Origin of the sequence: Variovorax boronicumulans (genome assembly GCF_019352895.1) — a bacterium.
Lineage (GTDB): Bacteria > Pseudomonadota > Gammaproteobacteria > Burkholderiales > Burkholderiaceae_C > Variovorax > Variovorax boronicumulans_A.
The window spans coordinates 1,336,682-1,341,475 of record NZ_JAAAFX010000009.1 but is presented as its reverse complement, the minus strand read 5'-3'; the positions used below and the strand labels follow the sequence as shown (position 1 = coordinate 1,341,475).

Annotated in this window: 5 protein-coding genes and 1 pseudogene; 1 reads left to right on the top strand and 5 read right to left on the bottom strand. The window is 68.2% G+C overall.

Features of this window, described 5'->3' with window-relative positions:
- The 3 genes from K0H49_RS30795 to K0H49_RS25325 all read right to left on the bottom strand — a co-directional run.
- Positions 1–540, bottom strand: a 540-nt coding sequence (locus K0H49_RS30795; RefSeq protein ID WP_257625119.1) for an ATP-binding cassette domain-containing protein, incomplete at its 3' end; no start/stop codon positions are given.
- A 527-nt stretch (positions 541–1,067) separates the two neighbouring features.
- Entirely contained in the window at positions 1,068–1,730 is a 663-nt protein-coding gene (locus K0H49_RS25330) for a hypothetical protein (protein WP_219218554.1), read from the bottom strand.
- A 131-nt stretch (positions 1,731–1,861) separates the two neighbouring features.
- Entirely contained in the window at positions 1,862–3,004 is a 1,143-nt protein-coding gene (locus K0H49_RS25325; RefSeq protein WP_219218552.1) for a helix-turn-helix transcriptional regulator, read from the bottom strand.
- A 176-nt stretch (positions 3,005–3,180) separates the two neighbouring features.
- Between K0H49_RS25325 and K0H49_RS25320 the strand changes: the two genes are divergently transcribed.
- Positions 3,181–3,540 carry a hypothetical protein gene (locus tag K0H49_RS25320; RefSeq protein ID WP_219218550.1) on the top strand — a complete coding sequence of 120 codons (360 nt, stop codon included), beginning with the start codon at positions 3,181–3,183 and terminating at the stop codon, positions 3,538–3,540.
- Positions 3,541–3,552: 12 nt separating this feature from the next.
- Here the strand turns inward: K0H49_RS25320 and proX are convergent, their stop codons facing one another.
- Both proX and K0H49_RS30790 read right to left on the bottom strand, forming a co-directional pair.
- Positions 3,553–4,566 carry a glycine betaine/L-proline ABC transporter substrate-binding protein ProX gene (gene proX / locus K0H49_RS25315; RefSeq protein WP_219218548.1) on the bottom strand — a complete coding sequence of 338 codons (1,014 nt, stop codon included), beginning with the start codon at positions 4,564–4,566 and terminating at the stop codon, positions 3,553–3,555.
- 23 nt (positions 4,567–4,589) lie between these two features.
- Positions 4,590–4,794, bottom strand: a pseudogene (locus K0H49_RS30790) (glycine betaine/L-proline ABC transporter permease ProW); the annotation flags it as partial.

The window sequence follows — 4,794 nt, the reverse complement described above, 5'->3', positions numbered from 1 at the left end:
GGCCAGCGCGCGCGCCAGGCCCACGCGCTGCTGCATGCCGCCGGAGAGCTCGTCGGGGTAGCTGTCGCCCCAGCCCGCGAGGCCCACCTGCGCGAGCGCGAGGTCGGCCTGCGCCAGGCGGGCCTTCTTGTCGGTGCCCGAGAGCTCGAGGCCGAAGGCGGTGTTCTCGCGCACGGTCATGTGGGGCATCAGGGCGAAGGACTGGAACACCATGCTGATGTCCTTGCGGCGCAGTGCGCGCAGCTTGGCGTCGGAGTGTTCGTTGATGTCGGCGCCGTCGATGACGATGCGACCGGCGGTGGGCTCGATGAGCCGGTTGAGCAGGCGCACCAGCGTCGACTTGCCCGAGCCGGAGAGCCCCATGATCACGAAGATCTCGCCGGCCTGGATCTCGAAGGTGGCGTCGAACACGCCGATCGACTGGCCGGTGCGCGCCAGGATGTCCTGCTTGGAGAAACCTTGCCGAACCAACTCCAGGGCCTGCGCGGGGTCATCACCAAATACCTTGAAGACGTGGTCGATGAGAATTCCTTTGGCCATGGAGCGGGGTTCCTGTATGTGAAGGTTGAACAAGGCGTCACCGCCCAGGCGGCGACGCCCACGTCAACAACCCAGGTGGCTACCCGAACGAAGGAACGCACGAAGATGCGCGTGCGATGGCCCGGCGAGCCTCAAGGGCTGCCGACAGGCACTGAAGACGACGTGGCGACGAAACCAGTGCCCGCCGGATGCTTCTTTCGCAGCGCGGCGGGCCTGGTCGAGGGGCGCCGCTCTGGAAGAGCGTGACGTGGCAATGGGGCCGGAAACATCCGGCCGGTTTGCCGGGCAGGGCCCGGCGAGGAAGTCCTGCGCTGCGACGAAATTCCTAGATTCGAGCGGAGCACAGGATGATCAACATGACTTGTTGATCGTCTGAAGCAAATGATCATAACTTTTGTGCATGACAAAAGTCAAGACCAATGGCCCAGCGCAAGCTGGGGAAAATCCCTTAGAAGGTCTGCCGGATGTGCTCGCATCCCCCTCGACGGGCCGACGGGTGAAGCCCCCGCGGCCCTTGGTGCGGAGGCTCAGCGCCCGCCCTTGTATGTGAAGACCTGCACCACGCCGCGGCCTGGCGCGTAGATGTAGCCGTAGTCGACGCCGTTGTTGGTGCGCCAGCGGTACTGCAGCGATTCGGCGACGCCGTCATAGGTGCACGAGAGCTTCTCGATCTCGATCGACGACACGGCGCTGCGCTGGCCGTAGAGCGTGTCGTAGCTGCGCTTCTGGCCCTGCTGCCAGAGGCCGACCGGGAACTTGCCTTCGTTGTAGGCGTTGCCGAAGCGCTGGTCCCAGACCCGGCCGATGGCGGTGCTGTCGGGCGTGAGCGCCACGCGCTCCGCGGCACGCGGCACCGAGCGTTCATAGACCTCGAACTCCTTGCCCGCATAGCCCGTGTACTTCGTCGGCCCCTTGAGCCGCACATCGCCCTGGCCGAGCTGGCCGTCGGGCAGCACATCGATGAAGGGGTAGCTGCGGTCGACCTCGGCGAAGCGGAGCTCGCGCGCGCCCGGCAGCGGCAGGCCGGTCAGCATCTCGACCGGGATGAAGCGCTCGGTGACGGCGGCATCGTGCTCGCACACGCGCGCGGCCTGGGCCGCGGCCAGGCCATGGAGTCCGGCGAGAAAGAGCAGGGCGGTGGCGCAGAGGGCAGGTCGGTTCCGGGCGCTGCGCGGGGCGGTGGGGTTCATGTCGTGTCGAGGCTCCAGAGGTGGGCAGGCGGCGTCGCCCGACCTCCGGTCAATGACGGGTCGCCGCGCGGTGCCGGCGAGTGTCCCGGGCGCATCGCGCCCTGGCATCGTTCAAATGAAGTACGGCCGGTCTAATGCCGCGGCACGCCGGCCAGCCGGATCAGATCGGCCTGGCGGCTCAGTCCCGTCTTGTCGAAGATGTTGCGCAGATGGGTGCGCACCGTGTGGACCGAGATGCCATGGCGCTCGGCGAATTCGGCGAGTGTCAGGCCGTCGACCAGCGCGTCGGCCAGCCGCCGCTCGGCCTGCGTCAACCGGTACTGCGCAGCGATCCTCTCCATGCGGCGGGCCTGCGGGTCTTCCTGCGGTTCGTCGATCAGCAGCAGCGCCACGGCCTGCGGCCAGGCCACGCGGCAGGCATTGTTTTCCTCCAGCGGGACCAGCCGTGCCGTGGCCGAGGCGCCCAGCTCGTCGGCGCCGTGCTTCCAGAGCACGTGGGTCTGGAGCAGGCCCAGGCGCACATGCTGCAGCGAGGCCGCCACGGCGTAGGCGTCCAGCTGACCGAGCCGCACCAGCTTGCCGTGTCGCACGCCCGCCCAGACGTTCTGCGACAGCAGGGCCGCGCCGGCCGCGTTCGCGTGGAGCACTTCGCCGCTGTGCGACAGGACCATCAAGGGCTTGGGGATGACGTCGAGCAAGGCCTGCGATGCCCGACCGCTTTCCCTGGCGCGGCCCAGCGCCCAGTGCGCCTGCAGCGCAAGCTGGAGCGGCGCATGCACCGATTCGAAGACGCGCTTGTCCTGGTGGCTGAACTCCTCGAGCCCGGGCCGGCGGTACAGGCCGATCACGGTGAGCGGTGCGGCCGAGGGCGTGGAGCCGTCGTCGACGATCATCCCGAGCAGCCCTTTCACTCCGGTGGGCGCCGCGAATTCATGGAAGTAGTCGAGCCTGTGCAGGTCGTCCCAATCGCACAGCTCGCGGCCGATGCCGCATTCGCCGGTGCGAACGCAGATGTTCTTCTGCACGGCGCCCGCCATCCAGGGATCGCGTGACGACCAGTACTCGACATAGTCCGGCACGGTGTGGGTCGGCAGTCCGTGGTCGACGAACAGCGAGCGGTCTGGCGCTTTGCTGCGGGGCGTGTGGATGCAAGCCGCCGTGGCGTCGAAGCGCAGGCACAGCGCGGCCAGCATGTCGTCCCAGCGCGAAACGTCCGACGCGGCCCGCGAGGCGGCGATCACGGCATTCATCAAGCCCATGTCCGAACTTGCCATCCAGCCCTCCGGGGTGTTCTGGGGGCGAGTGTAGGACGGATCCGCGACTTGGCCCTTGCGCGCGCCGATCCAACAGTTGCCGCACCGAACAGGCCCTGTCGGGTCGAACCCCGCTGCTATGCTGGGTCGTGCACTGCCGGGCAGTGTGCGCATTCAACGCTCCGGAGACAAAAACGATGAAGAAGAATCCCCTGTTCCTGTTCGCCCTCGGCGTGGTCCTGCTGATCGCCGGCGCATTCCTGAGTTTCGGTGCCTCGGCGCCGCAGGCCGATGCCGCCACGGTGGCGAAATGCCAGGAGCGCATGAAGGACCAGGGTGCGGAGATGCTGGGGCGATGCAAGGAGGCGACCTTCGCGACCGCCATGACGGCCACCGATGCCAACGCCGCCGCGCGGGCCATCAGCGCCAGCAACAACAGCGAGGTCGGCGGCAATGCCCTGGGCATGTTCCTGCTGGGCCTGGGCCTCGTGCTGCTGGTGGCCGGCGGACTCGCCTGGCGCCAGCGCGCGGCCCTCGGCGGCGTCCAGCGGTCCTGACGCAGGCTGGAACTAGCGCGCGGCGGCCCGCGCCTCGGCGATCCAGCCATCGAACAGCGCCTGGTGCGCCTGGATCCATCCGTCCGCGTGCCGTTCCACGTCCTGCGCCGTGTTGGCGCCCTGGCTCATGCGCAGGTTCTGCGCATTGATGTCGCCGATCGGCAGCTTCATCAGCTCGAACAGCTTCGCGGCCGCCGGGTTCTGCTCGGCGAAGGCCCGGTTGGCGACGATCTGTTCCTGGTTGGCCAGGAAGCCATAGTTCCTGCCGTTGGGCAGCCGGGTGTCGGCGCCGCCGTCCTGCTGGGGCGTGGAGGGCACCTGCAGCCACACCACGTCCGTGCCCGGGCGCAGCACGGCGCTCACCCAGTAGGGCGTCCAGGTGTAGTAGAGGATCGGCTTGCCCTGCTTGAAGCGCTCGATGGTGTCGGCCATCAGCGCGGCATAGCTGCCCTGCTTGTGGGTCACGGTGCCGCTCAGCCCGTAGGTCTTCAGGTGGCTCTCGATGGACAGCTCGCAGCCCCAGCCGGGGTTGCAGCCCGTGAGGTCGGCCTTGCCGTCGCCGTCGGCATCGAACAACCTGGCGATGGCCGGGTCGCGCAGCTGCTCGATGTTCGTGATGTGGTGCTGCTCGGCGGTCTTGCGGTCGATCAGGTAGCCCTGCACCGCGCCGTCGGAATACACGCCCTTGCGCCACAGCTTGGCGTCGCCGCCGCTGTTCTTGTAGAAGTCGGCGTGCAGCAGGCTCCAGTGGTTGGTCATGAAGGTGGCGTCGCCATTGGCGATCGCCAGATGCTGGGTCGCGGGTTCGAGGTCCTTCATGGGCTCGACGGTGTAGCCGAGCTGCTCGAGCCCGCGCATCACCAGCAGCGTCTGGAACGCCTCTTCGGCGAGCGAGCTCTTGAGCGGTTGCACGGTCACGCCCTTGCCGGGCAGTTCGTCGGCCGCATGGGCCACGTGGGCGACCAGGGCGAAGGCTACGAAGCCGAGGGCCGCGAGGCCGCGTGCGATGACATAGATCTTCTTCATGTGCGGTGTTTCTCCTGGACGGTTCATTGCGCTTGGGTCGACAGCGCGGGCGCGGGCTCGCGTGCTTCGCGCGACGAGGGGCTCAGCAGGCGCTGCAGCTGGTGCAGCGTGAAGCCGACGGGCCCGGTGTGCCACCAGCGGCGTCCGGCGCTGCGGCGCGACTGGCCCATGGCCTGCGTCAGGCGGTCGAGCGTGATGGCCAGCAGCACGATGCCCAGGCCGCCGACA